The 26,659-nt window shown below is 62.6% G+C and carries 26 protein-coding genes; 12 read left to right on the top strand and 14 right to left on the bottom strand.

Going from position 1 to position 26,659, the window contains the following annotated elements; genetic code table 11:
• Positions 1 to 18: 18 nt before the first annotated feature.
• The 7 genes from U3654_RS10955 to U3654_RS10985 form a co-directional block, all read right to left on the bottom strand.
• Positions 19 to 1,263, bottom strand: a complete 1,245-nt coding sequence (locus tag U3654_RS10955) for an NADH-quinone oxidoreductase subunit D (RefSeq protein WP_324751585.1) — start codon at positions 1,261 to 1,263, stop codon at positions 19 to 21.
• Complete coding sequence (locus U3654_RS10960; protein ID WP_324751586.1) at positions 1,260 to 1,469, bottom strand: hypothetical protein; 210 nt, start codon at positions 1,467 to 1,469, stop codon at positions 1,260 to 1,262. Before U3654_RS10960 ends, U3654_RS10955 begins: the two co-directional genes overlap by 4 nt.
• The gene (locus tag U3654_RS10965) at positions 1,469 to 2,089 is read right to left on the bottom strand and encodes an NADH-quinone oxidoreductase subunit C (protein WP_324751587.1); all 621 of its coding nucleotides are present in this window, start codon (positions 2,087 to 2,089) and stop codon (positions 1,469 to 1,471) included. Before U3654_RS10965 ends, U3654_RS10960 begins: the two co-directional genes overlap by 1 nt.
• A 33-nt stretch (positions 2,090 to 2,122) precedes the next feature.
• Positions 2,123 to 2,656 carry an NADH-quinone oxidoreductase subunit B family protein gene (locus tag U3654_RS10970; RefSeq protein WP_324751588.1) on the bottom strand — a complete coding sequence of 178 codons (534 nt, stop codon included), beginning with the start codon at positions 2,654 to 2,656 and terminating at the stop codon, positions 2,123 to 2,125.
• A complete protein-coding gene (locus U3654_RS10975; RefSeq protein WP_324755270.1) occupies positions 2,647 to 3,012 on the bottom strand; it encodes an NADH-quinone oxidoreductase subunit A in 366 nt (121 codons plus the stop codon). The genes U3654_RS10970 and U3654_RS10975 overlap by 10 nt, the downstream gene beginning before the upstream one ends.
• A gap of 190 nt (positions 3,013 to 3,202) precedes the next feature.
• On the bottom strand, positions 3,203 to 3,865 hold the full coding sequence (locus U3654_RS10980; RefSeq protein WP_324751589.1) for a glutathione S-transferase family protein: 663 nt from the start codon (positions 3,863 to 3,865) through the stop codon (positions 3,203 to 3,205).
• A gap of 185 nt (positions 3,866 to 4,050) precedes the next feature.
• Positions 4,051 to 4,350: a hypothetical protein gene (locus U3654_RS10985; RefSeq protein ID WP_324751590.1), complete on the bottom strand. Its 300-nt coding sequence runs from the start codon at positions 4,348 to 4,350 to the stop codon at positions 4,051 to 4,053.
• Between the two features lie 109 nt (positions 4,351 to 4,459).
• Between U3654_RS10985 and U3654_RS10990 the strand changes: the two genes are divergently transcribed.
• Positions 4,460 to 4,933 carry a pyridoxamine 5'-phosphate oxidase family protein gene (locus U3654_RS10990; RefSeq protein ID WP_324751591.1) on the top strand — a complete coding sequence of 158 codons (474 nt, stop codon included), beginning with the start codon at positions 4,460 to 4,462 and terminating at the stop codon, positions 4,931 to 4,933.
• Positions 4,933 to 5,409 carry a CreA family protein gene (locus U3654_RS10995; protein WP_324751592.1) on the top strand — a complete coding sequence of 159 codons (477 nt, stop codon included), beginning with the start codon at positions 4,933 to 4,935 and terminating at the stop codon, positions 5,407 to 5,409. Before U3654_RS10990 ends, U3654_RS10995 begins: the two co-directional genes overlap by 1 nt.
• A 3-nt stretch (positions 5,410 to 5,412) precedes the next feature.
• Here the strand turns inward: U3654_RS10995 and U3654_RS11000 are convergent, their stop codons facing one another.
• Both U3654_RS11000 and U3654_RS11005 read right to left on the bottom strand, forming a co-directional pair.
• Positions 5,413 to 6,618 carry a DegT/DnrJ/EryC1/StrS family aminotransferase gene (locus tag U3654_RS11000; protein WP_324751593.1) on the bottom strand — a complete coding sequence of 402 codons (1,206 nt, stop codon included), beginning with the start codon at positions 6,616 to 6,618 and terminating at the stop codon, positions 5,413 to 5,415.
• Positions 6,615 to 7,277 carry an HAD-IA family hydrolase gene (locus U3654_RS11005; protein WP_324751594.1) on the bottom strand — a complete coding sequence of 221 codons (663 nt, stop codon included), beginning with the start codon at positions 7,275 to 7,277 and terminating at the stop codon, positions 6,615 to 6,617. Before U3654_RS11005 ends, U3654_RS11000 begins: the two co-directional genes overlap by 4 nt.
• A gap of 156 nt (positions 7,278 to 7,433) precedes the next feature.
• Between U3654_RS11005 and glmU the strand changes: the two genes are divergently transcribed.
• Together glmU and glmS are read left to right on the top strand one after the other, a co-directional pair.
• Entirely contained in the window at positions 7,434 to 8,789 is a 1,356-nt protein-coding gene (gene glmU / locus U3654_RS11010; RefSeq protein ID WP_324751595.1) for a bifunctional UDP-N-acetylglucosamine diphosphorylase/glucosamine-1-phosphate N-acetyltransferase GlmU, read from the top strand.
• Positions 8,789 to 10,612: a glutamine--fructose-6-phosphate transaminase (isomerizing) gene (gene glmS, locus U3654_RS11015; RefSeq protein WP_324751596.1), complete on the top strand. Its 1,824-nt coding sequence runs from the start codon at positions 8,789 to 8,791 to the stop codon at positions 10,610 to 10,612. The genes glmU and glmS overlap by 1 nt, the downstream gene beginning before the upstream one ends.
• A gap of 3 nt (positions 10,613 to 10,615) precedes the next feature.
• On the opposite strand, the gene U3654_RS11020 is transcribed toward glmS, so the two are convergent.
• The gene (locus U3654_RS11020; protein WP_324751597.1) at positions 10,616 to 11,098 is read right to left on the bottom strand and encodes a hypothetical protein; all 483 of its coding nucleotides are present in this window, start codon (positions 11,096 to 11,098) and stop codon (positions 10,616 to 10,618) included.
• A 117-nt stretch (positions 11,099 to 11,215) separates the two neighbouring features.
• Between U3654_RS11020 and moaA the strand changes: the two genes are divergently transcribed.
• Genes moaA through U3654_RS11035 form a run of 3 tightly spaced genes read left to right on the top strand, consistent with a single transcriptional unit; the run spans position 11,216 to position 14,586 of the window.
• Positions 11,216 to 12,223: a GTP 3',8-cyclase MoaA gene (gene moaA, locus U3654_RS11025; RefSeq protein WP_324751598.1), complete on the top strand. Its 1,008-nt coding sequence runs from the start codon at positions 11,216 to 11,218 to the stop codon at positions 12,221 to 12,223.
• 4 nt (positions 12,224 to 12,227) lie between these two features.
• Complete coding sequence (locus U3654_RS11030) at positions 12,228 to 13,517, top strand: 3-deoxy-D-manno-octulosonic acid transferase (protein WP_324751599.1); 1,290 nt, start codon at positions 12,228 to 12,230, stop codon at positions 13,515 to 13,517.
• 31 nt (positions 13,518 to 13,548) lie between these two features.
• Positions 13,549 to 14,586 (top strand): glycosyltransferase family 4 protein, encoded by a 1,038-nt coding sequence (locus U3654_RS11035; RefSeq protein WP_324751600.1) that lies wholly within the window; start codon positions 13,549 to 13,551, stop codon positions 14,584 to 14,586.
• Here the strand turns inward: U3654_RS11035 and U3654_RS11040 are convergent.
• Both U3654_RS11040 and nikE read right to left on the bottom strand, forming a co-directional pair.
• On the bottom strand, positions 14,583 to 15,743 hold the full coding sequence (locus U3654_RS11040; protein ID WP_324751601.1) for a M20 aminoacylase family protein: 1,161 nt from the start codon (positions 15,741 to 15,743) through the stop codon (positions 14,583 to 14,585). The two genes, U3654_RS11035 and U3654_RS11040, sit on opposite strands and share 4 nt — an antisense overlap.
• An 80-nt stretch (positions 15,744 to 15,823) precedes the next feature.
• Positions 15,824 to 17,449 carry an ABC transporter ATP-binding protein gene (gene nikE / locus U3654_RS11045; RefSeq protein ID WP_324751602.1) on the bottom strand — a complete coding sequence of 542 codons (1,626 nt, stop codon included), beginning with the start codon at positions 17,447 to 17,449 and terminating at the stop codon, positions 15,824 to 15,826.
• Between the two features lie 215 nt (positions 17,450 to 17,664).
• On the opposite strand from nikE, the gene U3654_RS11050 reads away from it, so the two are divergent.
• From U3654_RS11050 to U3654_RS11065, 4 genes are all read left to right on the top strand, one after another.
• Positions 17,665 to 19,410: a peptide ABC transporter substrate-binding protein gene (locus U3654_RS11050; protein WP_324751604.1), complete on the top strand. Its 1,746-nt coding sequence runs from the start codon at positions 17,665 to 17,667 to the stop codon at positions 19,408 to 19,410.
• Positions 19,411 to 19,492: 82 nt separating this feature from the next.
• Positions 19,493 to 20,485: an ABC transporter permease gene (locus U3654_RS11055; RefSeq protein ID WP_324751605.1), complete on the top strand. Its 993-nt coding sequence runs from the start codon at positions 19,493 to 19,495 to the stop codon at positions 20,483 to 20,485.
• Positions 20,478 to 21,329: an ABC transporter permease gene (locus tag U3654_RS11060; RefSeq protein WP_324751606.1), complete on the top strand. Its 852-nt coding sequence runs from the start codon at positions 20,478 to 20,480 to the stop codon at positions 21,327 to 21,329. Before U3654_RS11055 ends, U3654_RS11060 begins: the two co-directional genes overlap by 8 nt.
• Positions 21,330 to 21,485: 156 nt before the next feature.
• A complete protein-coding gene (locus tag U3654_RS11065) occupies positions 21,486 to 22,085 on the top strand; it encodes a flavin reductase family protein (RefSeq protein WP_324751607.1) in 600 nt (199 codons plus the stop codon).
• A 94-nt stretch (positions 22,086 to 22,179) separates the two neighbouring features.
• Here the strand turns inward: U3654_RS11065 and U3654_RS11070 are convergent, their stop codons facing one another.
• Positions 22,180 to 23,457, bottom strand: a complete 1,278-nt coding sequence (locus tag U3654_RS11070) for a 4-aminobutyrate--2-oxoglutarate transaminase (RefSeq protein WP_324751608.1) — start codon at positions 23,455 to 23,457, stop codon at positions 22,180 to 22,182.
• Between the two features lie 163 nt (positions 23,458 to 23,620).
• Between U3654_RS11070 and U3654_RS11075 the strand changes: the two genes are divergently transcribed.
• Positions 23,621 to 24,184, top strand: a complete 564-nt coding sequence (locus tag U3654_RS11075) for a cupin domain-containing protein (RefSeq protein ID WP_324755271.1) — start codon at positions 23,621 to 23,623, stop codon at positions 24,182 to 24,184.
• 102 nt (positions 24,185 to 24,286) lie between these two features.
• Here U3654_RS11075 and U3654_RS11080 read toward each other — a convergent pair whose 3' ends face one another.
• Entirely contained in the window at positions 24,287 to 26,578 is a 2,292-nt protein-coding gene (locus tag U3654_RS11080; RefSeq protein ID WP_324751609.1) for a glycosyl hydrolase family 28-related protein, read from the bottom strand.
• Positions 26,579 to 26,659: the final 81 nt, after the last annotated feature.

Consider the following 26,659-nt stretch of genomic DNA (forward strand, 5'->3'; position numbering starts at 1 on the left):
CGATAAAATGGCAAGCGTTCACCTGTCAATCTCCCCGAACACGACATCCATCGTGCCGATGATCGCGGCGACATCAGCCAGTTGGTGGCCCTTGGCGACATAGTCCATCGCCTGCAAATGCAAGTAGCCCGGCGCGCGCAGCTTGGCCCGGTAAGGCTTGTTGGTGCCATCGCTGACCAGATAGACGCCGAATTCGCCCTTGGGCGCCTCGACGGCGGCGTAAATTTCGCCGGCGGGAACATGAAAGCCCTCGGTATAGAGCTTGAAGTGATGGATCAGCGCCTCCATCGAGGTCTTCATGTCGGTGCGACTGGGCGGTGATATCTTGCCGCGGTGCATGATATCGCCCTTGCCCTCTGGCGCGCGCAGCTTTTCGATGGCTTGGTGGATGATGAGCGTCGACTGGCGCATTTCCTCCATCCGCACCAGGTAGCGGTCAAAGCAATCACCATTTTTGCCAACGGGAATCTGGAACTCGAATTCATCATAGCACTCATAGGGTTGCGCCCGGCGCAAATCCCACGCCATGCCGCTGCCGCGCACCATCACACCAGAAAAGCCCCAGTCCAGCGCCTCCTGCTCACTAATGACACCGATATCGGCGTTACGCTGCTTGAAAACGCGGTTTTCGGTCAGCAGGTCGTCAATATCGTTCAGGACGTTCGGGAAGTGTTTGGCCCAAGCCTCAATATCGTCCAGCAGATCGCTGGGCAGGTCCTGATGCACGCCGCCGGGCCTAAAATAGGCCGCGTGCAGGCGCGCGCCACAGGCCCGCTCGTAAAAAATCATCAGTTTTTCACGCTCTTCAAAGCCCCAGAGTGGCGGCGTCAGCGCGCCCACGTCCATCGCCTGCGTGGTCACGTTCAGCAGGTGGCTGAGGATGCGGCCAATCTCGCAATAAAGCACGCGGATCAGGCTGGCGCGGCGCGGCACTTCGATGTCGCACAGACGCTCAATCGCGAGGCACCAGGCATGTTCCTGATTCATCGGCGCTACATAGTCGAGGCGGTCAAGGTAGGGCAGGTTTTGCAGATAAGTACGCGATTCCATCAGCTTTTCGGTGCCGCGATGCAGCAGGCCGATATGGGGATCGCACCGCTCGACAATCTCGCCGTCCAGTTCCAGCACAAGGCGCAAAACGCCATGTGCCGCAGGGTGTTGCGGGCCGAAGTTGATGTTGAAGTTACGAATCTGCTGCTCGCCCGACTCGTAGTCGCGCGATCCGTCGTCATAGGTATTGTTGCGGATATCGCCGTCCATCATGTCCGTGTCTCCGTAGTGCCGGAATTAGGCCATGGCAAAATAGCGATTACCCATAGCAGTAGAATAACACCCAAAAACGGGATGACAGCTAATCCGAGATAATACTTCGGCAGTGACGCCCGAACCAAAAGAAAGTAGCAGGGCGTCGCCAGCATTGCAGTGAAGGCAATAACATAGGTGACCATCTGGATCATGAAAATATCCATCACTTCGCCCCCTCTTTCTTCTCACCAGCCTTGTCATCACCCGGCAGGATGTATTCAGCCCCCTCCCATGGCGACATGAAATCGAACTGGCGGTACTCCTGCACAAGGCTGACAGGCTCATAAACCACGCGCTTCTGCGTTTCGTCATAGCGCACTTCGGTATAGCCTGTAGTCGGGAAATCCTTGCGCAGCGGATGCCCGCGAAAGCCGTAATCAGTCAGGATGCGGCGCAAATCAGGGTGGCCCGAAAACAGGATGCCGAACATATCGAACACCTCACGCTCGAACCAGTTGGCCGAGGGGTGGATGGCGGTGATCGACGGCACCATATCCTCGGCACGCGTGGCTACGCGCAGGCGGATGCGCTGGTTCTGATACATGCTGAGGAAGTGATACACCATGTCGAACCGCTTGGCCCGCTCGGGGTAATCCACAGCGGTAATATCAACCAGCGTGGAAAAGCGGCAGGTGCTGTCGGTTTTCAGAAATTCGACCAGTCCCGCAATGCTGCTGAGAGCCACATCAACGGTCAACTCGCCATTGGTAACAGTCCAGCCCAGCACGCAATCCGTGCGCTTTGTCTCGATATGCGAACCCAGTTCCTTGAGCGCTTCGGTCATGTCATTCCCCTTGCCTGCATCAATCGCCCGCCTTTAGCGGACGATCGTTCCCGTGCGGCGAATTTTGCGTTGCAGCTGAAGGATGCCGTATAGCAGCGCCTCGGCGGTCGGCGGGCAGCCTGGCACGTAGATATCGACCGGCACGATGCGGTCGCAGCCGCGCACGACGGAATAGCTGTAGTGATAATAGCCGCCGCCATTGGCGCAGCTACCCATCGAGATAACGTAGCGCGGCTCGGGCATCTGGTCATAGACTTTGCGCAGGGCCGGCGCCATCTTGTTGGTCAGCGTGCCGGCGACGATCATAACGTCCGACTGGCGCGGGCTGGCGCGCGGCGCAATACCGAACCGCTCGGCGTCATAGCGCGGCATAGAGGTGTGCATCATTTCGACCGCGCAGCACGCGAGGCCAAAGGTCATCCAATGCAAGCTGCCTGTGCGCGCCCAGTTGATGATGTCCTCGGACGCGGTCAGCAGGAAACCCTTGTCCTGCAACTCAGCATTCAGATCCTGCGTGGCGACGTCACGGTCGGCACCCGCGTGATTGGCGGCGGTGCTCACTCCCATTCCAGAGCTCCCTTTTTCCACTCATAGGCGAACCCGATGGTCAGCACGCCCAGAAAGACCATCATTGACCAGAAGGCCACCATGCTGATGTCCTGAAACGCGACAGCCCACGGAAACAACATCGCGATCTCTAGATCGAAGATGATAAAAAGGATCGCCACCAGGTAGAACCGCACGTCGAACTTCATCCGCGCATCGTCGAAGGCGTTGAATCCACACTCATATGCGCTGACCTTTTCCGGATCGGGGTTACGCCCGGCCAGAATGAGGGAGGCAAGGATCAGCACGGCCCCAAGACCGATTGCAACGACCAGAAAGATCAGGATGGGAAGGTATTCCCTCAACATCACGTCCAAGAGCGGCTCCTTTTCTGCCATGGCGCAGCGCGCGGGCGATCAAGTGGCATGTTTGACTAGCGTCCGGTTTACTCTCGCCCCCGATGAGGGTCAACGGCTCAATCCCGAATTTAGGCCGCGCGGCGCGGGCAGTCAAACCGCCAGAGGTGCGTCGGACCGCCGCGCCCTGCTCTGCCCCTGCGACCCGGTGTCAGCCAGCAGGTGGCGGGTAGAAATCACGGTCGTACATGCGGCTGCTGCCCTCGCGCGGCAGCGCGTCCCGATAGCTCTGCCGCTCGGTGATGCGCTCGAACCATGCGGCCACCTCGGGAAAGCCGTCCAGTGGGGCAAAGTGGCGCGCCATATAGACCGCTTGCCCCACGCAGATATCAGCGGCCGAATAGCCCCCCGTCAGCAAATAGTCGCGGTTCTCAACCGGCGTGCTCAGCCGCGCCTCGATCGCGGCGTAGCAATTCAATAGCTGCGCCACCTCGATCCGCTTGGTGGGGTCGCTGCCATCCGCGCCCAACACGACATGCTGTAGCGTCAGGGCGGCGACGTGCTGGCTGACCGTTTCGGCAAAATGCACCCAGACCAGCCATGCCATGCGGTCCATGGCACCCGGCAGTTGCCCGATGCCGCGTTCTGGAAACCGCTCGCAAAGGTATTCCACCATGGCGCCGCTCTCGAACATGCGCTCGCCGTCGATCTCCAGCGCAGGCACGCGGCCTGCGGGGGATCGGATCAGAAATTCCTCAGTGCGCAACGATCCGTCGAACGGCTTTTCCACCAGCCGGAATTCTACATCCAGCTCGTTCAGCAGCCACAGCACGCGCATCGACCGGCTTTGCGGCACATGATAGAGCGTGATCATCGGTATCCTCCAAGGTAGTGCAGCCAATCCGGCCCACCTGAGCCCTGATCTAGCGCAGCGGTCGGCAAATTCACATGCCAATCGGGCTCGCCATACCGGACGCAGACGAAATTTGGGAACCTTCCCGGCATTTTGCCTAATGAAAATTTCTATCGCCCGAAGTTAATTGTGTGGGAGCCGCACAATCATGGCGCGCTTCGGTGCTCTAGCCCGCCGAAACGGTCAATGAAATATTCAAACGCGCGCGGCCCCGCCCCCGGCGGCGTGCAAGTCACCACCAGCCAAAGCACATCAGAGGTGGCCGGGCGCGCGGTGCAGTCGGTGATCGCCGCGCCCCGCCCCGCCTCGGTCACGTACATTGCCGCGATCCGCTCGATCACTTCCGCCTCGGTCGTGGTCGCGGCTTTGCGGCCCAGCGACAGCCCGATGACGGCACTTGCGGCGACAAGGCCGATCAGTGGTGCAAAGAACATCCAACGCGGCATGATTCCTCCGTTTGTTCCTCATACGCTGCCTTCATACCCCACAGTGGGGAACCGTGCGGGGCCGCGCATCGTTTAGGCCCAGACACCGCATGAACCGAAAGGCATCGACATGAGCGAGAACAACCTGAAATCCACCTTCTGGGACCGTATCACCGACGTCAATGTCGGGATGCTCTCTGCCAAGGGCACCGCTCCACGCCCGATGGCGCATCACGCGATCAAAGAAGACAACGCGCTGTGGTTCCTGACCGCCGATCATACCGATATCGGCGAGGATGCCGCAGCAGGCAAGGATGCGCGCTACCAGATCGCCAGCGGCGAAGCCAAGCTATATGCAGTTCTCGACGGCAAGCTCAGCATTGAGACCGACCGCGCCAAGCTGGATCAGGTGTGGTCGCCCATGGACGCCGCATGGTTCGAAGAAGGCAAGGCCGATCCTGCCGTGCGGCTGGTCCGCTTTAGCCCCAAGTCGGCGGAAATCTGGGCACATGAGAGCAGCGCCAAGGCGTTCTACGAGATGGCGAAATCCACTGTGACGGACGGCACGGCGGATCTCGGCGATCATGGCAAGGTCACCTTTTGATGGGCCGCATCGCGCACATCATCGGGGCCGCTCTGCTAGCGGCCCCTTTCACATTTCAGGCGCCGCAAGCCATTGCCGAAGAGGTCGGCGAGATTGGCGTCGACTGGGCTGGCAATGACATCGTGATCGAGGCAATCGCCGACCCTGAGGTCACCGGCGTCACATGCCACCTTGCCTATTTCCGGCGTGGCCTGATCGACAGGCTGGCCAATGGTAACTGGTTCGAAGATCCGTCGAACAGCGCCATCGAATGTCAACAGACTGGCCCGATCAAGCTGGGTGATATCGACCGTTCAAAGGATGGCGAGGACGTGTTTCGCGCCAGCCGCTCGATTATCCTGAAATCGTTGAGGGTCAAGCGTATTTATGACGAGGCCAACCGCACGCTGATCTACGTCGCGCACGCGCGCGAGCTGACCCAAGGTTCGGCCAAGGTGGCGATATCAACGGTGCCAATCGGGGACGCTGCACAGTAGGGTTCAATCCTGCCCATGCCCCTGCCAGACCGCACCCACCTCGGCGCGAATTATACGCGCGATCAGCGCGCAATCGTCTAGGGTAAAGGTCAGAGGCAGGCGCATGTCTACAATCCCGCGCAGCACCCTGTCGCTGGTCGGCATGCGCGCGCTGGGGGCGTAGTGCCAGCTATCATAGCGGCTGGTGAACCCCTCTGGCTCGGCCCCGCCGAACCATTTCAGGTGGACGCCCCGCGCGGCGCAACGGGACAGCACCTCGCCCACAGCTTCGTCCGACCAGTCCAGCAACAGGAACTGGATTGATGAGCCGACAAAGCGCTCTTCCTCGGGCCGCTCGACTACTGTCAGGCCGGGCGTGCCGTGCAAGCCATCCTCGACGGCGCGGTATCGCGCGGTCCAGGCCGCGCATTGTGCCTCCAACCGCCGCAACTGGGGCCGTAGGATCGCGGCGCGCAGGTTATCCATGCGCCCCGACACGTTGGGCGTGACGTATTTCGCCCGCTCAAATGCCTCTTCGGGCGGCTGGGTGCCATGGCGGGAATAGAGCATGTATGACCCCGACAGCAGGATCGCCCGCGCGGCCACATCGTCGTCATCGGTAATCAGCAGACCACCCTCGCCCGCATTCATATGTTTGTAGGTCTGCACCGAATAGCAGCCAATCAGCCCATCGCGCCCCGACATGCGCCCGCGCCACGCCGCGCCCATCGTATGCGCGCAATCCTCGATAACTATCACGCCTGCTTCGTTACAAATCTGCATCAGCCGATCCATGTCCGCCAGATGCCCACGCATATGGCTAAGCATCAGCACTTTCGCCTCGCCAGCCTTGGCGGCCAGGTCGTCCAGATCAATGGTCAGATGCTCGCTCACCCCGACGAATACCGGCACGGCACCAACGCCCGCAATCGCCCCCGGCACCGGCGCGAGGGTGAATGCGTTGGTCAACACCTTGTCGCCCGGCCCTATGCCAACCGCGCGCAAGGCCGCGCCCATCGCATAGCCCCCCGAGGCCACTGCCAGCGCGTATTTGGCCCCGGTGTAGGACGCAAACTCACGCTCCAGCGCGGCCACCTCACCATCTTCGGTGTTATATCGGTGCAGCCGCCCCGAACGCATGACCGCGACAGCCGCCTCAATGGCGTCCTCGGGAATCGGCTCTTGCTGGGTAAAGCTGCCGGTGAAGCGTTCCTGCCCCGCGCCGCTCATGGCAGCAGCCGCGCGGCAATGGCGGGCAGGTCTGCGAAATCCTCCAGCAGTGCATCAGGGGCGAGTGCGCGCATGTCCGACCCATTGGGGCCAAAGGTCACCAGCACCGACGGCACGCCAGCCGCGCGCGCGGTCGTGTGATCCGTGATCGTGTCACCTACCAGCAGACAGCGCGCCGGATCGCCGCCAGCGCGGCGCGCAGCCTCGCGCAGCGGCTCGGGGTCGGGTTTGCGCACAGCCAATGTGTCAGCGCCGATCAAAGCGCCGAACAGATCCAACGCCCCCATGTTCTGCAACAGTTTGCGCGCTAGGTACTCCGGCTTATTTGTGCAGATCGCGACTTTGAAATCCGCATCGTAAAGTGCCGCAACCGCCTTCAGCGCACCGGGGTAAAACACCGTATGCGTATCGATCTGATCCTCATAAGCATTCAGCAACATAGGGTAATACCGATCCAGCAGCACCGGGTCAGGCGCGCGGCCCATCCTCTCGAGTCCCAGCAACAGCATCGCGCGCGCCCCGCAAAGTGCGGTGCCTGCATCTGCGACGGTCAATTGATCGCCTGCACCCATATCGCGAAAGCAGACATTGGCAGCGGCCACCAGATCGCCGCTGGTATCGGCCAGCGTTCCATCCAGATCAAAGATAACGCTGCGCATCGCGGTACTCCCACTATTATACTACAGACGGTGCCCAGCGGCGCTTTTTCGCCCGCCCTGTTACATTCGGAAATCTAGTTTGATCACCCGCTGCCTTGCACCTGCGCCTGAGCCAGATAAAACGGGCAGGCTCCGGATACAAAGGGAATCTTGTCAATGAGCACTGCCCTCATCGTCCTTGCCGCCGGTAAGGGCACGCGCATGAAATCGGAAATGCCTAAGGTTCTGCACCCCATAGCGGGCGCGCCGATGCTGATCCACGCCCTGCGCGCCGGCGCCGCGCTGGAGCCGCAGCGCATCGTGGTCATCACCGGCCACGGCGCTGAGGCGGTCGAGGCGGCGGCAATAGACCATGACCCCGATATCCAAACCGCCCGGCAGGAGCAGCAACTGGGCACTGCCCATGCTGTCGCGCAAGCACGCAGCGCATTAGCGGGCCATGAGGGCAACGCGCTGATCCTCTATGGCGACACACCCTTTATTCAGGCCGAAACGCTAGAGCGGATGATTGACGCGCGGCGCGACCATGACATGGTCGTGCTGGGATTCGAGGCCGCCGATCCGGGCCGCTATGGGCGTCTGGTAATGAACGGTTCCGCGCTGGAACGAATCGTCGAATTCAAGGACGCGTCAGATCAAGAGCGCGCCATAACATTCTGTAATTCTGGAGTTATTGCGGCGGATAGCCATGTTCTTTTCGACCTGATCGACGCGGTCGGCAACGACAATGCCTCTGGCGAGTATTACCTAACCGACATCATCAGCATCGCCCGCGAACGGGGCCTCACCGCTACCGCCATCGCCTGCGATGAGGCCGAGACGCTGGGCGTCAATTCGCGTGAGGAACTCGCCGCCGCCGAGATGCTGTTTCAGGCCCGCGCCCGCGCCGAGGCGTTCGAGGACGGCGTAACCTTTTATGCCCCCGATAGCGTCTATTTCTCATTCGACACCGTCATCGGACGCGATGCGCTGCTCGAACAGAACATCGTCTTTGGCCCCGGCGTCACGGTGGAAAGTGGCGCGCATATACGCGCTTTCAGCCACCTTGAGGGATGCCATGTCGCGCGCGGCGCCATTGTGGGCCCTTACGCCCGCCTGCGCCCCGGCACCGAATTGGCCGAAGATGTGCGCGTCGGCAATTTCGTTGAGTTGAAGAACGCTGTGCTGGATACCGGCGCCAAAGTGAACCACCTCAGCTACATAGGCGACGCGCATCTGGGCGCAGCTAGTAATGTCGGTGCGGGGACGGTCACGTGCAACTATGACGGTGTGATGAAGCATCACACAGAGATCGGCGCGCACGCCTTCATCGGATCCAGCACGATGCTGGTAGCGCCGGTCAGCATCGGCGATCACGCGATGACGGCGTCAGGCTCGGTCATCACGCAGGATGTGCCTGAGGGGGCGTTGGCACTTGCGCGTTCGCGGCAGGTGAATAGGCCAGGCCTCGCACGCAAATTGTTCGAAATGTTAAAGCAAACCAGAGATAAACGCGAAAAAGGGGCAGTATAATGTGCGGTATTGTAGGGATGCTCGGCCAGCACGAAGTCGCTCCGACGCTGGTCGAAGCGCTAAAGCGTTTGGAATATCGCGGCTATGACAGCGCCGGAATCGCGACGATCAACGATGGCGTGCTGGACCGCCGCCGCGCCATCGGCAAGCTGGTGAACCTCAGCGATTTGCTGGTGCACGAACCGCTGGCAGGCAAGTCGGGCATCGGCCATACCCGCTGGGCCACGCATGGCGCACCGACTCTGACCAACACGCACCCGCATCGCGCGGGCCGCGTTGCCGTCGTGCATAACGGCATCATCGAAAACTACCGCGAACTGCGCGCCTATCTGGCCAAGGTCGGTATCGCCTACCAGACCGAAACCGACACCGAAACCGTCGCCCTGCTTGCGCAGCATTATCTAGACGAGGGCGCGACACCGGAAGAGGCGGCGCGCTGCACGGTCGCGCGGCTGGAGGGGGCATATGCCCTCGCATTCCTCTTTGACGGCGAGCCGGATTTGATGATCGCGGCACGCAAGGGCAGCCCACTGGCCATTGGCCATGGCGAGGGCGAGGTCTATATCGGCTCGGACGCGATCGCGCTGGCACCGATGACAGACCGCGTCACCTATCTGGAAGAGGGCGATTGCGCGGTTCTGACGCGCAGCTCGATCAAGATTACGGACGCAGCAGGTCAGGCCGTCCAGCGCGAGGCGCGCACAATCCGCATAGACGCGGCGCGCATCGACAAGGCCGGGCACAAACATTTCATGTCCAAGGAAATCGCCGAGCAGCCCACAGTCGTCAGTGAAACGCTGGCCGCATACATCGCACCCGATGCCAGCGACATCAACCTTCCCGGAGAAGGTATTGATTTTAAATCCATAAGAAGGATCACGATGGCGTCGTGCGGCACCGCTTATTACGCTTGCCTGACCGCCAAATACTGGTTTGAGCAATTGGCTGGCATACCGGTCGAGGTCGATTTCGCCTCCGAGTTCCGCTACCGCGAGCCGCCAATCACCGAAGGGACGGCCGCACTTTTCGTCAGCCAGTCAGGCGAAACGGCAGACACGTTGGCCGCGCTGCGCTACTGCGCGGGCAAGGCGCAGACGATCCTCTCCGTGACCAACGTGCCCGAAAGTTCGATCGCACGCGAAAGCGATCTGAATATGCCCATTTACGCGGGCGCCGAGATCGGCGTGGCATCGACCAAGGCATTCACCTGCCAGTTGACCGTGCTGCTGCTATTGGCGCTCAAGGCAGCCCATGCACGCGGACGTCTCAGCGACGAAGGGCTCAAGGTCAAACTTGCCGCGCTGCGCGGCCTGCCCGCAACGCTCAATCAGGCGATGGGTGTCGAAGAGGCCGTGCGTGCGGTATCGCTGCGCCTCGCAAAAGCGCGCGACGTGCTGTTTCTGGGGCGCGGGCGGATGTTTCCGATGGCTTTGGAAGGCGCTCTTAAACTAAAGGAAATCAGCTATATACACGCCGAAGCTTATGCGGCCGGCGAGCTGAAACATGGCCCGATCGCGCTGGTCGACGAAAAGATGCCGGTGGTGGTAATGGCCCCGCGCGATGCCCTCTTCGACAAGACGGTGTCGAACATGCAAGAGGTGATGGCTCGCGGCGGTAAGGTGATTCTGATCACCGATCACGCGGGCGCCGAGGCGGCGTCGGACGGCGTATGGCAGACCATCGTCATGCCCGATATCGACGACGATCTCGCGCCGATCCTCTATGCGTTGCCGGTGCAATTCCTCGCCTATCACACTGCCGTCGCCAAGGGCACGGATGTGGATCAGCCGCGCAATCTGGCCAAGTCGGTTACTGTCGAATAAGCGCTATTTTAGCGAGAAAACCTGCACTTCGGGCAGCCCCGTCAGGGGCGCCTCGATCACGCGCAGGGCGGCCAGCGACATGCGGCTGCCCGCGCCCGCATCGCCGCCCAAAGGTATGAGGTCCACCTTTACCGACTTACCGTTCGCGGGATAGACTACGCGACCCGGCCCCGGCGCACTGACCAGCGGTGTTTTCAGCCAGAACCCCGGCTCACCGGGTGCGCCAAGGCTGGCAATGGTAACGCCCAAATCCGCGCCGCCTGCAGCCGGCTGCGCTGCTTTCGCCTTGTCCTCTGCGCTGGTCGTATCGAATTGCTCGACCGTGCGCGCATTGGGCGGCACTTTTGGCGCAGTGGCAGAGGCGGGCTGCGCGGCCTCCACCGGGGGCGTCGACGACGCGGGCGCGCCGCGCGGTTTGAGCCAATCAGCCGCTCCGGCGCAGCCTGTGAGCAGCGTCGCCGCTGCAAAGAGAATGATGTGTTTCATGCCGTCAGCCTATGGTGCGCGGTCGCGCCGATCAATCCCTTGCTGCGGGATGCGGCAAAGCCCCGCCCGCGTCATATGCCCCTTGCCCCGCCGCGCTGTGGGCCTTACCTTTTGGGTATGAATATGCCCCTTATAGATCCCTTCCAGCGCGCTATTGACTATCTGCGCGTCTCGGTCACCGACCGCTGCGATTTTCGCTGCGTTTATTGCATGTCTGAAAACATGACGTTCCTACCCAAAAAGGAGCTTCTGACGCTGGAAGAGCTGGACCGTATGTGCTCCACCTTTATCGGCATGGGCGTGCGCAAGCTGCGCATCACCGGCGGAGAGCCTTTGGTGCGGCGCGGAATCATGTCGTTTTTCGCCTCGATGAGCCGCCATCTGGACAGCGGCGCACTGGCCGAACTGACCCTGACGACCAACGGATCGCAATTAGAGCGGTTCGCCGATGACCTTTACGCCGCTGGCGTGCGGCGCGTGAACGTGTCGCTGGACACCGCCGACGAGCAGAAATTCGCGGATATCACCCGCTGGGGCCGCTTGCCTCAGGTGCTACGTGGTATCGACGCGGCGCAGAACGCGGGCCTGAGGGTCAAGATCAATGCCGTGGCGCTGAAGGGATTCAACGAGAGTGAGTTGTTCAGCCTGACGGAATGGTGCGCCAGCCGCGACATGGACCTGACCTGGATTGAGGTGATGCCGATGGGCGATATCGGCAACGAGGATCGCTTGGGGCAATACTGGCCGCTCAAAGACCTGCGCGCACGTTTGGCCGAGCGCTATACCGTCACCGACCTCCCCGAGCGCACAGGCGGCCCCGCGCGCTATGTGAGATTGGAGGAGACGGGCCAGAAGATCGGCTTTATCACGCCGCTCACGCATAATTTCTGCGAAAGCTGTAATCGCGTGCGCCTGACCTGCACCGGAGAACTTTATATGTGCCTCGGCCAAGAGGATATGGCCGATCTGCGCCCGCCGCTGCGCAATCATCCTCAGGATATTGCCCCACTGGAAGAAGCTATTCGCGCCGCCATCGCGCGCAAGCCAAAGGGCCATGATTTCGATTATTCCCGCCAGAGCGTGGACGGAAAAATGCCCCGCCACATGAGCCACACGGGCGGCTAGGGGCATGCCCCACCAGCCCGGCCGACCAACGCCCTTGGTGCGCGCCTATGCGCTGGCCTCAAGGGCGCTGGCACCGCTGGCCATGCGGCGCGTGCGACGCAAGCTGGCGGCGCAGGGCGTGACATCAGAGCGCATGGGCGAGCGTATGGGCCGCGCAACGCTGCCGCGTCCAGACGGCCCGCTGGTCTGGTTCCACGCCGCCAGCGTGGGCGAAAGCCTGTCGATCCTGCGCCTGATCCAGCATCTGGGCGAGGCGCATCCGGGTCTGAATTTCCTCATTACTTCCGGCACGGCCACCTCGGCGCAAATCGTCGCGGCGCGGATGCCGTCGCGCTGCCGCCACCAGTTCTCCCCGCTCGACAGCCCCGCTGCGGTGGCGCGGTTTCTGGATCACTGGCGTCCCGATGCCGGTATTTTCGTCGAGAGCGAGCTGTGGCCGAACATGCTGCGCGGCGCAGCGGCGCGGGATATCCCGCTGGCCTTGCTGAATGCGCGCATCTCGGATCGCAGCGCTCGCGGTTGGGCGCGGATCGCCAGCACGGCGCGCTACCTTCTGGGCCATTTTAAAACGGTGCATTGTCAGGATACGCGCACCGCAGATCATCTGCGCACACTTGGGTGCGAGCAGGCGGCAATGGGCGCCAATCTCAAGGCGATGGCCGGGCCGCTGCCGCATGATGCAGCCGCCTTGGACGCGTTGAACGCGCAAATCGGCGCGCGTCCGGTTTGGGCCATGGCCTCGACCCATCCGGGCGAGGACGAGGTAGCGCTGACAGCGCATCGCGCCCTCTTGGCCAAGCATCCGAAAACGCTGCTGATCCTTATCCCCCGCCACCCCGAGCGCGCGGACACCATTGCACGGATGATCGCGCAAAGCGGCCTCAGCCACACCCGGCGCAGCGTCGGCGAGGATATCGGGCCGGATCAGATCTATCTAGCCGACACGCTGGGCGAGATGGGGCTGTGGTATCGCCTTGCGCCGATTGTTTGCCTTGGGGGCTCGTTCGTGCCCGTGGGTGGGCACAACCCTTACGAGCCGGCCCATAGCGGCGCGGCTGTGTTGCACGGGCCGCTCTATGCTAATTTCGCGCAGGCCTACGCCCAGATGGATGCTGCAGGTGCCGCACGGCAGGTGCCGGGTGCGGACGCTTTGGGGACGGCGCTGCTAGCGCTGATTGAGGAACCCGACGATCTGGATGCCATGCAGGCCAATGCCGCGCGGTTTGCCGCAGCGCAGGACGATCGGCTGGCCGATCTGGCAACAGACCTTTGCGCAGCGCTAAAGCTGGGGTAGGACGGGCGCACGCCATCTGAAAGTGACCGCGTTGACCGAGCTTGTCGTCACCAATTTCAATCGCAACTTTACTGGCGTGTCCGCCACGGCGGCCGGTGTGCTACGCGCGCAAACCTTGCGCTACGATCTGGCACTGGCTGGCCGCGCCCTGCCCGGTTGCCCCGCGCCGGTCAGCGTGGCCGAGGCCCGCCGCATGTCGCGCCGCGCGCCGGCTGGGCGGGATTTCGTCATCTGGCATGTGCGGCGCAACACCGAAATGCGCGCGGCGCTCTGGGCGCGGGACGTGCTGCGCCTGCCGATCCGAATCGTGTTCACGTCTGCCGCTCAGCGCCGCCATTCCGCGCTGCCCCGCTGGCTGATCTCGCGCATGGATGCGGTGATCGCTACCACGCAAAAGGCTGCCGAATTCGTGCCGCATGTGCGCGCTGTGGTCCCGCATGGCGTGGATTGCAGCGTCTATCAGCCCGCAACGAATCGCGCCGCCGCTTGGACCGCCACCGGCTATCCGGGCGCGCGCGGCATCGCCACGATTGGGCGCATCCGGCCTGAGAAGGGCACCGACCGCTTCGTTGATGCCATGCTGCGCCTGCTGCCAGATCAGCCGGGCACAACCGCGCTGATCCTCGGGCGCGCAGGGCGTGGCGATCTTGCGTTTTTACAAGGATTGAAGAACCGGATTGCCGGTGCAGACCTGCAAGATCGCATCCTCTTTCCCGGTGAGATCGCGCCTCAGGCCCTGCCTGCATTGATCCGCAGCCTGTCGGCGGTAGTTCAGACGCCTCGCTACGAAGGATACGGCATGGCTCCGCTGGAGGGGATGGCCAGTGGTGTGCCGTTCGTCGCCACGGATGCCGGATATTACCGCGATTTCAGCGAAGGCGGCGCCACGGGCCGGATCGTCGCCGATGCGGATGAGGCGGCGCGCGCGCTTGACACACTCCTGAGCGATCCCGCGCGTCACACGGCGATGGCCGATGCTGCGCGCAAGGTCGCCCAGACGCGCTTTAGCGTCGAGGCCGAGGCCGACGGAATCGGCGCTGTCTATGAGGCGCTTTGGCGCGGTGCCTAGACCGGCATCCGCTGTTCGATGATTTCGGCCCACCAACTGCATCCCATAGGGATGATCGCATCATCGAAATCGTATTCAGCGTTGTGGACTGGGGCGCTGTCGCCATTGCCCAGCAGGATGTAGGCGCCCGGACGTTCCTCAAGCATGTAGGCGAAATCCTCGCCGCCCATCACCAGTGGCGCGTCTGCGCAATCGCCAGAAACGCCGCGCGCGACATCGGCGGCAAAATCAGTCTGATCGGGGTGGTTCACCATTACCGGGTAGTTGCGCTGATAGCGCAACTCCGCCTCGCCGCCCATCGCCGCGCCCAGATGCGTGCAGATGCCGCGCAACCGCGCCTCGGCCAGATCGCGCATGGCGTTGTTCAGCGTGCGCACCGTACCCTTCAGGTGGACCGAGCCCGGGATCACGTTCAGCGCCTTTGAGGACGATTCGATCGACGTGACCGACACCACCAACTGCTCGGTCGGGTCAGCGTTGCGGCTAGAGATCGTCTGAAACATCGTGATCAGCTGCGCCGACATGACGATGGGATCGACGCCCTCATGTGGCTTGGCCGCATGGCCGCCGCGCCCAGTCAGGATGATCTCAAACTCGTCCGTCGAGGCAAAGAATGCGCCGGGTCGGATCGCAAAGCTGCCCGCAGCCACGCCCGGCCAATTGTGCATGCCATAAACCTCCTGAATGCCAAACCGCTCCATCAGGCCGTCCTTGCACATGACGGCGGCGCCACCTCCGCCCTCTTCGGCGGGCTGGAAGATGACGATGGCGGTGCCGTCGAAATTGCGCGTTTCGGCCAGATATTGCGCCGCGCCCAGCAGCATGGCGGTGTGCCCGTCATGGCCACAGGCGTGCATCGCGCCCGGCACGGTGCTGGCATGGTCGGCCCCGGTCGCCTCGTGGATAGGCAGCGCATCCATATCGGCGCGCAGGCCAACGACCTTGCCCGATGCGCTCGCGCGTCCCTTGATAACGCCGACAACCCCGGTGCGCCCCATGCCGGTAACCACCTCGTCGCAACCAAAGTCACGCAGCTTTTCCGCAACAAGTGCGCTGGTGCGGTGGGTGTCGAACATCAGTTCGGGATGAGCGTGGATATCGCGCCGCCATGCCGTGATGTCGGCATGGGTTTCAGCAAAGCGGTTCTTGATAGGCATGGCATCTCTCCTTTGGCGGGCGGAGCCTTGGGCATGGGGTTGCGCCCAAGGATGAACCTCACGGCAGGCGGCGTAAAGGACTATTGCAGCGCCATCGCAGCGCCGGGCGTGCCGTCCAGTTCGCTGGCCGCGATCAGCGCGCGGGTGCGTGGATGGGCGGGCGTGGTCAGGATTTGCGCAGCGCCTCCAGTTTCGACGATACGGCCGGAATCCATCACTGCGATACGGTGCGCCACGGCGCGAGCGGCATGCAAATCATGCGTGATGAACAGCATGGCAAGGCCGCGCCGGTCCTGCTCGGCCCTCAGCAGCCTGAGGATGCCCGCCGCCTGCACGGAGTCGAGCGCCGACAGCCCTTCGTCCACCACCAGGATATCCGGGTCCAGCGCCAGCGCGCGGGCGATTGCGGCGCGCTGGCGCTGCCCACCGGATACCTCATGCGCAAATCGCTCCATCAGATCAGGCGCCAGACCCACCTGCGCGAACAGCGCGGCAATGCGCGCCACACCCGCCGGGTGGCCATAATTGCGCAGAGGGTCCGCAACCTGACGACCAAGTCGGCGACGCGGATCAAGCGCGGTCACCGGGTCCTGAAACACCATCTGGATACGTGCACGAGCGCGGTGCAGCGCGCGCGCCGACATCTGTGCGATATCCTCACTACCAAGGCGCACATTGCCTTCTGCCACCCGTTCCAGCCCCATCGCGGCGCGGGCGAGTGTGGATTTGCCACAGCCCGATGCACCGACCAGCGCCAGCGTCTCGCCGGGCGCGACGGACAGATCGATGGATCGCACGGCGAGCGTTGCGCGCCCGTAGCGGACGCTTACGCGCTCCATCTGCAAGAGTGGTGCGCGCTGTTCGACGCCGCCCACCTGCGGAGGTGGCACCGGCCGCGCGGCGTCGATCAGCGCGCGGGTTGTGGCATGGCGCGGCGCATGCAGCACATCCTCGACCGGCCCATCTTCGACGATGCGGCCCGCGTCCATCACCGCGACCCGCCCGCCGATGCGCCGCACTGCGCGCATGTCATGCGTGATCATCAGCAGCGCCAGCCCGGTCTCGCGCCGCAAGTCATTTAGCAGATCGAGGATTCCCGCGCGCAGCGGCGCATCCAGCGCCGTCGTCGGCTCGTCCGCGATCAACAGGCGCGGCCCGCAGGACAGCGCCGCCGCGATCGTCACCCGCTGGCGCAGCCCCCCAGATAGCTGGTGGGGATAGGCCGTCAGGCAGCCCTCGGGGTCCGGCATCCCGACACGCTTTAGCAAGGCGATGCTGCGCGCCCGCGCTGTGCGCGCGTCCAGTCCGAGATGCGCGCGCATCGACTCGCCTACTTGCCGTCCTGTGCTGAGCACCGGGTTTAGCGCCGCCGCCGGGTCCTGATAGATCATGGCGATCTCGCGCCCACGCAGCGCGCGCATGTCCGCTGGAGCCAGTACCAGCAAATCGCGCGCCGCGCCGTCCGCCCCTGATTGATCCCGCCGGGACCAAAGCGCGCGGCCCGAGACCTGCGCGCCCGGTTCCAGCCCCATCAGTGCAGCAGCAAGCGCCGATTTGCCTGCGCCAGACGGGCCGACAACGTTAAGCGCCTCGCCCGGCATCAGGCTAAACGATACCCCGTCCACCGCGCTGCGCACTGCGCCGGCATGGCGCAGCGACAGATCGTGAATGTCCAAAAGTGGCAGGATCGAAACTCTCCTCGGCAAAGACCCCTGACGCAAACGATGGCAGCGCCAGCCCCCCCTGTATTGTCGCGAATCACTCTAGAAAGTTCGACGAAATTGAATGAGACTGCCACCAGTTATCATCAAGACCAGCAAGTATCGTCTACATGCCCTCCCATAAACCGTGTATCATTAAGTGTCACACGCCAGAGACAAGCGCATCCATCCACGCCCTCCCGGCGTTCAGAGGAGCCTTCATGACCACCAGAGCCACGGCTACGTTGGCCTACATCATATCACTGATAACAATGGGCATTTTCAGCCCACTCCCGGCGACGGCGACCAACCACTCTAGCGAACCGCAAAGCCGCGGCAGCGACAAGACGCTGCGTGTTCTCTATTGGCAGGCACCAACGACGTTGAACCCCTACCTCTCGGGTGGGGTCAAGGATATCGAGGCCGCATCGCTGGTGCTGGAGCCGCTGGCGCGTCTGTCGCCCGAAGGCGAGATGATCCCGTGGCTGGTACGCGAGATACCAAGCTTGGCCAATGGCGGCGTGGCCGCCGACCTGCGCAGCATCAGATGGCGGCTGCTTCCCGGATTGACGTGGTCCGACGGCAGCGCGGTCACCTCGGCAGATATCGACTTTACCTTTCGATATTGCACTGCGCCCGGGGCAGGCTGTGCCCAAGCGGCCAAGTTTCGCGATGTTGAGCGTATCGACACACCAGATCCGCTGACCGCCGTGCTGCGGTTCTCGCGTCCGAGACCGTTCCCCTATGGGGCCTTTGTCGGCCCCCAGACACCACTTTTGCAGGCGGCGCAATTCGCCGAATGCATGGGGGCGCAAGCGGCGGGCTGCACGGACGCGAATTTCGCGCCCATCGGCACCGGACCGTTCACGGCGACCGAGTTTCGCCCTGGCGACGCCGCACTCTTTGTCGCGAACGAAGCGTATCGCACGTCGGGCCTCCCCGCTTTTTCAGAGGTGCTGATCAAGGGCGGCGGCGATGCAATCTCGGCCGGGCGGGCGGTTCTGGAAACGGGTGAGTTCGACTACGCTTGGAACTTGCAACTCAGCCCCGAGGTGCTGGGTGCGATGGTTGAGCGCGGCAAGGGGCACATCGTCACGGCGTTTTCCACGCTGGTTGAGCGGATGGCCTTTAACCTGCGTGAGCCTGCGCCAAATCCGGGCACCCTGCGCAAACTGGCACCGATTCCGCATCCCGCGCTGGCCAATATCGACGTGCGCCACGCCCTGACCATGGCGCTGGATCGGGCCACGATGGCCCAGATCGGATATGGTCCTACCGGACGCGCCACCTGCAACATCCTGCCCGGCCCACCTGCCTATGCGTCGGACGCCAACGAGGGTTGCGAGACGCAGGACATCGAAGGCGCGCGCGCCCTTCTGGACGGGGCGGGTTGGATCGACACCAACGGCGACGGCGTGCGTGAGCGCGACGGCAAACGGCTGGAATTTGTCTTTCAAACCTCGACCAACGCGGTGCGCCAGGACTTTCAGATTCTGGCCAAGGAATGGTGGCGCCAGATCGGAGCGCTGACGGAATTGCGTGCGATCGACGCCTCGGTGTTCTTTAGCAGCGATCCCGATAGCCCCGACACACTAGCGAAATTCAACGCCGACATGCAGATGTATGCCAGCGCGTCGGACGGGCCGGATCCCGAGGCGTATCTGTCAGGCTGGGCCTGCAACGATGTGCCACGCGCGGTAAATAGCTGGCAGGGTCGCAATGTCGGCGCATGGTGCGATCCGGCCTATGACGCGTTGCTGAACGAGCTTTCGGGCACATCGGGCAACGCCGAACGCGCCGCTCTGGCACGCACGCTCAACGACATGCTGGTGCAACAATATGTCGTCGTGCCGCTGGTCGATCGCGGGCGCGTGTCGGCCCATGCCAATTCGCTGGGTGGCGTGCGCATCAACGCCTGGGACAGCGAGCTGTGGAATATCGCCGAGTGGTATCGCATCCCTGAATAAGCGTGGCAGAGCGCGCATTGCCTCCTGTCGTGGCTTCCCTATGCTGCGTCTGTCCGACCCCTACTCAAGGCGCTCCGATTTGATGCGATCCCACGCCCTTCGCCGCTTGCTAATGGCGATCCCCACATTGCTAGTGATCTCGGTCGTGATATTCGCCCTGCTTGAGCTGGCGCCGGGTGACCCGATGGCGCAGCTGCCCGCCAGCATTCCAGCGGACGTGCGCGCCGACATGCGCGAGGCGCTCGGCCTTGGCCAGTCTGCGCCGGTGCGCTACGCCAAGTGGCTATGGCAGATGACGGTGGTCGAGCCGGGAGTTGCGCTGGGGCTGGTCGATGAGGACGCCACGCGCATCCTCAGTTGGCAAACACGCGGGCCGGTGATGGCGCTGATCGCACAGCGCCTGCCGCAAACAATGATCGTGATGGGATCGGCCTATGTAATCGGCATCCTCGCCGCCATCCTTCTGGGTATGTCCTCGGCGCAGCGACGTGGCGGCGGCATCGACCGGGCGGGCACCGGGCTGGCCGCTATGGGCTATGCGCTGCCGCCCTTTTTTACCGCTGCGGTGCTAATCTATGTCTTTGCGATCCGCCTCGGGTGGTTTCCGACCATCTACGACACGACACTGCGCGTCACCGGCTGGGATAGCATGATCGCGCAGCTGCGTCAGATGGCGTTGCCCATCGCGGTGCTCAGCCTGCAAACCACGGCCCAGATCACCCGCTATATGCGCGCCGCGATGCTGGACACGCTGGGACAGGACTATATCCGCGCTGCCCGCGCCAAGGGTCTGCCCGAACGAACGGTTATTTGGGTCCACGCCCTCAGCAATTCGATGATCCCCGTCACGGCAGTCATCGCGCTGGGGGCGCCGCAGATCTTTGCCGGGGCGATCATCACCGAGGCCATATTCGGCGTGAACGGCATCGGCCAGCTGCTGATCACGTCGCTGAGGGCCGGCGATCTGCCTGTGGTGCAGACGATCACGGTTCTCATCGCAGCGCTGATCGTGCTGGCGAACCTTGCCGCAGATCTGGCGCTGCCATGGCTCGACCCAAGGCTGCGTGATGAATAGGCGGCGCCTGCCCCTCTTTGGCATCGCCATTTTGGCAGGGATCGCGGCATTCGTTCTGATCGGACCGCTCGTCTGGTCCATCAGCCCCGGCCAGATGGACCTTGCCGCGCGCAATCAAACTACCAGTTGGGCGCACCCTCTCGGCACTGATCAGCTGGGTCGCGACACGCTGGCGCGGCTGATGGCGGGCGGGCGGCTATCGCTGGCCGTTGGGCTGGCGGCGATGCTGCTAGCGCTCAGCCTCGGGGCTGGCATCGGAATCATTGCGGGCATGTCGCGGCGGCTGGACGGACCTCTGATGCGGCTGACCGATCTATTCCTTGCGCTACCGCTTTTGCCGCTGCTGCTGATTGCTACCACGCTGTTTCGTGCGCCGCTCGCTGCGCGGTTCGGACCTGAGGCGGGCATATTCGCACTCATCACCATCGCCATCGGCGCGACCAGTTGGATGAGCGCGGCGCGCATCCTGCGCGGCGAAGTGCGCAGCCTGATGCAGCGCGATTTCATCCGCGCGGCGCGCAGCACCGGCACACGGACCGGGCCGATGATCTGGCGCCACATCCTGCCCGCCATCGCCGCCCCCCTCGGCGTGTCGGTAGCGCTGGGAATCGCCTCGGCGATCCTGATGGAGAGCGCGCTCAGCTTTCTCGGCCTCGGCTTTCCGCCCGACCTGCCCAGTTGGGGGCGGCTGCTATACGAAGGCACACCGCATCTTGGCGCCTATCCGGGTCGCGCGATCTGGCCCGGCGCGTTGATCACGATCGCCGCGCTGGGGGCGACGTTGCTGGCCGATGCTCTGCGTGATCTGGCAGATCCGCGCCAATGGACACGGCACCATGATTGACGCGGGGTCAAATAGTTCCTTTGGTCCAAAGTGCCACATGCCGACAGATTGCACCGGGCGGAATTCCTGCGATTCTGGCGTCGGCCGGCAGGGCAGTTTGGCGCTGGACGCAGGCCCATGGCGGGCTATCTGCGCCCCCGAGAACAGGAGAGACCCATGAATTACGGCGACGACCGACCGCGCGAGCTGCGCTACAACCCCTTCAAGGCGATCATCGCGCCGCGCCCCATTGGCTGGATCGGCACGCTCGACCCCGGCGGGCAGGCAAACCTTGCGCCCTACTCGTTCTTTAACGGGATTGGATCGGATCCCGACATGGTCATGTTCTCTAGCGAGGGGGCGAAACATTCGGCTACCTATGCGCGCGAGCGGGGGGAATTCACCTTTTCTCTGGCGACCGAGGCGTTGGCTGAGCAGGTGAACATCTCGTCCGGGCCTGAACCCTCCGGCGTGAACGAGTTTGAGCTTGCAGGGCTAGAGGAAGGCGCGTCCGTCGTCATTCAGACTCCCTTCGTGGCTGCCAGCCCCGCCGCACTGGAATGCGTCACGCTGGACGTGCGCCAGCTAAGCGACCGCCACGGCGCGCTGCTGGAGCGGTTCTTGGTGATCGGCGAGGTCGTGCAGACCCATATCCGGGACGAATACGTTAAGGAAGGCCGGTTCGACACCGTTGGCGCCCGGCCCATAGCGCGGATGGGATACGCCGACTATGCCACTGTCACTGACGCATGGCAGATGGGTCGACCCAAGCGCTGAAGCTTTAAATGTCTGGTGTACGGGCTTGAAAACCATAAAAAAAGGAGCGGACCATTTCGGCCCGCTCCGTTTCGGTTCGCATATCGTTGTGAGCTTACGCCGCCCGCGCTGCCGCGATCGATTCCTCAAGGATATCCATCGCCTCGGCAAAGATCTCATCCTGAATGGTGATCGGCGCGAGGAAGCGGATAACGTTGCCATAGATACCGCAGGTCAGCAGGATCAGACCGCGCTTGAGCGCCTCCATGCGGATACGGTTGGTCATGTCGGGGTTGGGCGCGCTGCCGTCCGTGGTGTTGAACTCGGCCGCGATCATGAAGCCAGGGCCGCGCACGTCGACCATCTCGGGCGTGTTGGCCCGGATCGATTCCAGCCGCTGCTTCAGGCGCGAGCCCAGCTCGTTCGCACGATTGCACAGATCCTCTTCCTCAATCACGTCCAGCACGGCGTTGGATGCCGCGATGCCCAGCGGGTTGCCACCATAGGTGCCGCCCAGACCGCCGGGATGCGCCGCATCCATGATCTCAGCCTTACCTGTCAACGCCGCCAGCGGCAGACCGCCAGCCAGACCCTTGGCCATGGTCGTGATATCAGCGGCGACGCCGTAGGCTTCCATCGCAAACAAATGCCCGGTGCGCGCGAACCCGGTCTGCACCTCATCCGCGATCAGCACGATGCCATGATCGTCGCAAAGCTTGCGCAGGCCGCGCATCAGATCGGCGGGCGCAGGGTAAAATCCGCCCTCGCCCTGCACGGGCTCAATGATGATGGCCGCCACACGCTCGGGGTCGAGATCAGCTTTGAACAGCTTGTTCAGCGACGCCATTGCGTCCTCGGTGCTGATACCGTGCAACTCGATCGGGAACGGGACGTGATAGACGTCGGGCATCATCGCGCCAAAGCCCTTTTTATAGGGTGCCACCTTGCCCGTCAGTGACATGCCCATAAAGGTCCTGCCATGGAACGCGCCGCCAAATGCGATGACGGCCGAGCGGCCCGTGTGGATACGCGCGACCTTAATCGCGTTCTCGACTGCCTCAGCGCCAGTGGTGACGAATACGGTCTTTTTCTCGAAATCGCCCGGCACCTTTTCGTTCAGTCGCTCGGCGAGACGGACGTAGTTCTCATATGGCAGAACCTGATGGCAGGTATGCGTGAACTTGGCGATCTGATCCGACACCGCCTGCATCACCTTGGGGTGGCAATGGCCAGTGTTGACCACGGCGATCCCGGCGGCAAAATCAATATAGCGGTTGCCCTCGACGTCCCACACTTCGGAGTTCTTGGCATGGTCAGCATAGACCTGGGTCATCATGCCCACACCCTGCGAAATGGCGCCTGCGCGGCGTTCTGCGATCTCGGCGTTCAACATGACGCATCCTTTCGAGAAATAATGACAATACCCAAGGCGGGTTTGCCTCCTTGGATTTCAGCTTGCTGTACGCCGTTTCGCCAGCGTGCAAAAGTCTGTTTCTTGCGCGAGGCAAGCCATTGATTTATATGGCCACCAATTGAAAACGTTCAAGGTGCTGAACATGGTGGCGAATAATACCGATCTGGAACTAGGGCCGCGCCTGCGCGCGGTGCGCGCGCAGGCGGGCCTGTCACAACGTGCACTAGCCAAGAAGACGGGCGTGCCTAATTCGACCATTTCGCTGATAGAGGCGGGCAAGGTGAACCCGTCTGTCTCGGCGCTGAAACGCATCCTCGAAGGGATTCCCATCGCATTGTCGGAATTTTTCGCCTACCAGCCCGAAGCCGAACGCAAGGTGTTCTACGCCGCTGAGGAGCTAACTCAGATCGGCAAGAACGGCGTTTCGCTGCGCCAGATCGGCACGACGCTCTTTGGCCGAGCGATGATGATTCTGTCAGAAACCTACGAGATCGGCGCCGATACGGGCCGTACCATGATCGGCCACGAGGCAGAGGAGGGCGGCGTCGTGGTCAAGGGCCGCGTAGAGGTAACAGTGGGCGATCAGCGCAAGGTGCTGGGGCCGGGTGACGCCTACTACTTTGACAGTCGCAATCCGCACCGCTTTCGCCAGGTTGGCCCCGAGCCATGCGAGATCATCAGCGCCTGCACGCCGCCGACATTTTGATAGGTAGCCCGGCGCCGGACGATCCAACGCGTTGAGCCATGCCACAAAAAAGAGCGGACCCGCAGGCCCGCTCTTTCTTCATTTCACATCCGACAGATCAGCTCAGAATGGATCGTCGATCCGCACCACTGCCGTCACCGTTCCGCTGACCGGGGTGCCAAACTGCAGGCGGATCTGGTTGCGGTCCGGTCCTTGCTTGGCCTGATAATAGGGCGCGACGTAAACGATATCGCCACCACTGTCAGTCAGCGGACCCGCAGGTATCACAGACGTGACCGTCTGCGCATACGCACCGAACGGCAGGCTTTGCCCCACGTCGATGGTCCATGTCGCTTGCGGCGAGTTTTCCTGATACTCCAGCAAGAGTGGGCTAGAGACGGGGTGGTAAATGTTGCCGAAGGTATTGTCGGAAAACGCGATATTCTTGAGCCGGTTATAGTCCAGATCGGCAAAGCTGGTGTCGATCCTTTCGATCCTGTCGACGGGAGTGTCGATGATGCGAAAGGAATTCCCGCTGACATTCACCCCATTCAGGAAGTGCCCCGCGCCATGTGGCTTGACCACCAAAAAGGTGAACCACGGCGCCACGTTACCGGCCAGAAACACGTTGTCGACAATGTTCAGCGCGCTGAACGAAAACTCGCTTGAATATTCAGGCGCGCTGTCATGTTCATTGCTCCACTCGATGAAACAATTGTCGACATAGTTGGCGTTTATGGTCGTGCGGCAGTTGGTCCGCGTCAGGATCAAACCCGCGCTGCGCGTGCCGTCGGTAGAGGTATCGCCCTGAAACCAGTGATTGCCAGACACGATGTTGCTGGAGCCGGCCAGCAGCGCAAAGTGGCGGAACCGCACGATGCGGTTGTCGCGCAGCTTGACGTCATTGGCGTTGGCGTTCAGCGCGATAGCGACGCGGTCGGCCACGTTCTGGTCGCTCTCGTCGGACAGGAACTGACAGCGATCCACGATCATGCCCTGATCGCCAAGTGCAAGGCTGGATATCCCGCGATCCATGGGCCGGGTAAAGAAACAGTCCCGAAAGTGAAATCCGGTGCCCGTGCGCGGTAGCATTACGGCACTGCAAACACCGCTGCATTGAAGCTCGACGTTGGAGATCGAGAATTTGCTAAGCTTCTCGAAACCACTGAAATCCAGCATGTATTTGAATCGCCGAAAGGTGAATACCTGCGTGCCCGCCGCATCGTATAGTTGCTGGCTCAGCCGCACCTCCTGCGCCGCGATGTCGACACCCGAGACATAGACTTCGCGCCCCACGCCATTGCCCTCGACAACCGCGCCAATCGGGATGTTGGCCACGTCCAGCACATTCGTCAGCGTCAGGCTGTTGCCGGGCGAATAGGTGGCGCGGGATGTGACGACCTCAGTCGCCCAAGCCTCGCGATCCAGCGCATAGATCTGGCCGTTCTTGATAAGGCGGCGCTGCGAATAGCTGCTCTTGTCCGGCACAGCTGCGGCCATGTCGATCGGTCCGGTCAGCGAAATGATCCGTCCCTGCATGTCCAGAGAATCGTGGCCCGCATTGTTCAGCAATGCCTGAAACGCCTTGCGAAAGGCCAGCTCTTCGTCACCGAACGCGTCGATATAGGCGGGCAGATTGTAGTTGCGCGTCAGCGTAAAGATATGCGGCGTCGCCATCGTGACCGTGCCGTCAAAGCGCACCGAGGATTGCATCGTCACGCTGTCGCCCAGAAAATACGTCCCGTCCGGCACCAGCACGTCGCGCCCGGCGGCGGCGGCATCGGCGGCCTCAAAGGCCGGCTGGTCGTCATGCACCCCGTCGCCCAGCGCGCCATAGTCACGCACATCGACCGTGTCGATCAGATCGCGCAGGAAAACGCCGGTGACGTCCTCAATGACCAGATCGTCGATGCGCAGGATGCCCCCATTCGCGCCGATCAGATCAAGGCCGAAATGCCCATAGACGGGTTCAGGGCCCCAGACCATATTTACGCCGCGCCGATCCCCAGTGCCAACAATGGCGCTGATCTCGACCACTTCGCCATAGCTTTGAAGTGTCACCTCAGGGCCGGTTTCGGTCAGACCGGACACATGCGCGCCGCCCGGACCACCTGCCCAGCCAGCGATACGCACGGTCGGCAGGTTGCCGGACAGCGCCTTGACCCGTGCGCTGATGCGCAGATAACAGCCCGGCAGGATCGGCGTTTGACCCATATAGCGCATCTTCTGCACAGCTTGCGCCTTTTGCAGTTCCAACGCGCCGCCGAAATCCTGATCGGCGGGGGCGAACACTGCGTTCGGCGCGTTCTGATAGGTGTCCGATCCGGGCGTGCCGTCGCCGCTGGACCAGACGCCCAGATCGCCTGAAAAAGCGGGCGGCATAAAGAGGATTCCGTCAGTTACTGCCTTGTTCATCTTGATTTCCCTTTCGCATCCACGCCGCCCTGCTCAGGGCCGCAGATGTCACAATTGACGCCAGCCCGGGGCGCGCCCGGA

This window comes from Roseovarius sp. Pro17, assembly GCF_035599575.1.
GTDB lineage: Bacteria > Pseudomonadota > Alphaproteobacteria > Rhodobacterales > Rhodobacteraceae > Roseovarius.

What these genes read in the sequence shown, in the direction of transcription:
- U3654_RS10990 (WP_324751591.1), top strand. Translation starts at nt 4,460, where the DNA reads ATGAGCGAGAACAACCTGAAATCCACCTTCTGGGACCGTATCACCGAC.
- U3654_RS11020 (WP_324751597.1), bottom strand. Translation starts at nt 11,098, where the DNA reads ATGAAACACATCATTCTCTTTGCAGCGGCGACGCTGCTCACAGGCTGC.
- U3654_RS10965 (WP_324751587.1), bottom strand. Translation starts at nt 2,089, where the DNA reads ATGACCGAAGCGCTCAAGGAACTGGGTTCGCATATCGAGACAAAGCGC.
- glmU (WP_324751595.1), top strand. Translation starts at nt 7,434, where the DNA reads ATGAGCACTGCCCTCATCGTCCTTGCCGCCGGTAAGGGCACGCGCATG.
- U3654_RS11000 (WP_324751593.1), bottom strand. Translation starts at nt 6,618, where the DNA reads ATGAGCGGCGCGGGGCAGGAACGCTTCACCGGCAGCTTTACCCAGCAA.
- U3654_RS11050 (WP_324751604.1), top strand. Translation starts at nt 17,665, where the DNA reads ATGACCACCAGAGCCACGGCTACGTTGGCCTACATCATATCACTGATA.
- U3654_RS10955 (WP_324751585.1), bottom strand. Translation starts at nt 1,263, where the DNA reads ATGATGGACGGCGATATCCGCAACAATACCTATGACGACGGATCGCGC.
- U3654_RS11060 (WP_324751606.1), top strand. Translation starts at nt 20,478, where the DNA reads ATGAATAGGCGGCGCCTGCCCCTCTTTGGCATCGCCATTTTGGCAGGG.
- U3654_RS11005 (WP_324751594.1), bottom strand. Translation starts at nt 7,277, where the DNA reads ATGCGCAGCGTTATCTTTGATCTGGATGGAACGCTGGCCGATACCAGC.
- U3654_RS10985 (WP_324751590.1), bottom strand. Translation starts at nt 4,350, where the DNA reads ATGCCGCGTTGGATGTTCTTTGCACCACTGATCGGCCTTGTCGCCGCA.
- U3654_RS10980 (WP_324751589.1), bottom strand. Translation starts at nt 3,865, where the DNA reads ATGATCACGCTCTATCATGTGCCGCAAAGCCGGTCGATGCGCGTGCTG.
- U3654_RS10995 (WP_324751592.1), top strand. Translation starts at nt 4,933, where the DNA reads ATGGGCCGCATCGCGCACATCATCGGGGCCGCTCTGCTAGCGGCCCCT.
- U3654_RS11065 (WP_324751607.1), top strand. Translation starts at nt 21,486, where the DNA reads ATGAATTACGGCGACGACCGACCGCGCGAGCTGCGCTACAACCCCTTC.
- glmS (WP_324751596.1), top strand. Translation starts at nt 8,789, where the DNA reads ATGTGCGGTATTGTAGGGATGCTCGGCCAGCACGAAGTCGCTCCGACG.
- U3654_RS11070 (WP_324751608.1), bottom strand. Translation starts at nt 23,457, where the DNA reads ATGTTGAACGCCGAGATCGCAGAACGCCGCGCAGGCGCCATTTCGCAG.
- U3654_RS10970 (WP_324751588.1), bottom strand. Translation starts at nt 2,656, where the DNA reads ATGGGAGTGAGCACCGCCGCCAATCACGCGGGTGCCGACCGTGACGTC.
- U3654_RS11040 (WP_324751601.1), bottom strand. Translation starts at nt 15,743, where the DNA reads ATGCCTATCAAGAACCGCTTTGCTGAAACCCATGCCGACATCACGGCA.
- moaA (WP_324751598.1), top strand. Translation starts at nt 11,216, where the DNA reads ATGAATATGCCCCTTATAGATCCCTTCCAGCGCGCTATTGACTATCTG.
- U3654_RS11055 (WP_324751605.1), top strand. Translation starts at nt 19,493, where the DNA reads ATGCGATCCCACGCCCTTCGCCGCTTGCTAATGGCGATCCCCACATTG.
- U3654_RS10960 (WP_324751586.1), bottom strand. Translation starts at nt 1,469, where the DNA reads ATGGATATTTTCATGATCCAGATGGTCACCTATGTTATTGCCTTCACT.
- U3654_RS11075 (WP_324755271.1), top strand. Translation starts at nt 23,621, where the DNA reads ATGGTGGCGAATAATACCGATCTGGAACTAGGGCCGCGCCTGCGCGCG.
- U3654_RS11030 (WP_324751599.1), top strand. Translation starts at nt 12,228, where the DNA reads ATGCCCCACCAGCCCGGCCGACCAACGCCCTTGGTGCGCGCCTATGCG.
- U3654_RS11080 (WP_324751609.1), bottom strand. Translation starts at nt 26,578, where the DNA reads ATGAACAAGGCAGTAACTGACGGAATCCTCTTTATGCCGCCCGCTTTT.